Origin of the sequence: Caldivirga sp. MU80 (assembly GCF_001663375.1) — an archaeon.
Lineage (GTDB): Archaea > Thermoproteota > Thermoprotei > Thermoproteales > Thermocladiaceae > Caldivirga.
Window position 1 is genome coordinate 1 of record NZ_LCTF01000072.1, and the last position, 1,112, is coordinate 1,112.

Genomic DNA, 1,112 nt, shown 5'->3' on the forward strand with positions numbered 1-1,112 from the left:
GCTACGCCGTAGTCGTCCACGATGACTACTCTGTGCCTGAGGGCCTCGCGCCACCAGGGCTTGCGCAGCGCCTTGGCGGCCTCCTCGGGCGTCCAGCATATCGGCTCGAGCCTCGGCGGCGCGTCGTTGAGCTTCACGCACCTAGTCACGAAGTCCCTTCCCCTGAAGTGCTCCGAGATCATCACGACGTCCACGTCGCTCCATAGGTTGAAGTCGCCCCGCGCGTAGGACCCGTAGAGTATCGCCGTCAGTCTGCTCAGCCTCTCCCTCAACCTGAGGGCGTATGCGCGGACCTCGTCGACGACGCGCTCCCTCTCGGCCAGACGCGCCTTGATGACCTCGTCTAGCGGCATGGCGAACATCCCTTTATCCACGCCAGGATCAGCCCGGCGCAGTCCGAGGCCTCAGCCGCCTCCTCCCTCGTGTACCTCTCGAAGGGGGCCCCCTCGACCAAGGCGTCGGGGTACCGAGGCGTTGTGTACATCTTATCGAGGTAGCCGACGCAGAACCTCAGCCTGTCACCTGCGCCGCCGCAGTGGCTTCCGAGCTCGCCGAACAGAGCGACCAAGTTGCGGCCGAAGGCGGGCTTGCCCATGGCCCTCAGCAACGCCTTAAGGGAAAACTCGGCCGTCTGCTGGGCCTTGAAGCACGCCCATGAGTAGTTGCCGGAGCTCATGTCAGCATCTATGGACCTAAGGGTGTACTCAGCCTGCCTGATCCATCTATAGTACTCGTCGCAGTCCAGCGGCTGCACTAAGGACATGGCGCAACTTCCTATAAAGATTTCCCGCGGAGCGACCGAGGGGCGGTTGGGCCTACGTTCAGACCGACGGGCGCCCCATCGGCGGATTGAGTCGCCGGTCGGCGGAGCTCGCTTTCTTTTTATAGGGGAGTTTTTATCGTGGTTCGGGTCAGGCTGCATCTGCTCATAAGGGGGAAGGTGCAGGGGGTCTTCTTCAGGCAGTCCATGAGGGACGTGGCGAAGCACTACGGGGTCCGCGGCTGGGTCAGGAATCTCCCCGACGGCAGGACGGTCGAGGCCGTGCTTGAAGGCGACGAGGAGGCCGTGAACAAGGTGGTTGAGTGGGCCCACTACGGCCCGCCGGGCGCCC

Annotated in this window: 3 protein-coding genes; 1 reads left to right on the plus strand and 2 read right to left on the minus strand. The window is 63.8% G+C overall.

Translation table 11 applies throughout. The features are described 5' to 3' along the window. Both AAX04_RS11460 and AAX04_RS11465 read right to left on the minus strand, forming a co-directional pair. Positions 1-353 (minus strand): nucleotidyltransferase domain-containing protein (locus tag AAX04_RS11460; protein WP_238377881.1); only part of this gene is annotated, 353 nt, incomplete at its 3' end. Beyond that, positions 344-763: a HEPN domain-containing protein gene (locus AAX04_RS11465; RefSeq protein ID WP_084761527.1), complete on the minus strand. Its 420-nt coding sequence runs from the start codon at positions 761-763 to the stop codon at positions 344-346. The genes AAX04_RS11460 and AAX04_RS11465, both read right to left, overlap by 10 nt. A gap of 138 nt (positions 764-901) precedes the next feature. On the opposite strand from AAX04_RS11465, the gene AAX04_RS11470 reads away from it, so the two are divergent. Continuing rightward, the coding region (locus AAX04_RS11470) for an acylphosphatase (RefSeq protein ID WP_202904447.1) at positions 902-1,112 on the plus strand (211 nt) is incomplete at its 3' end.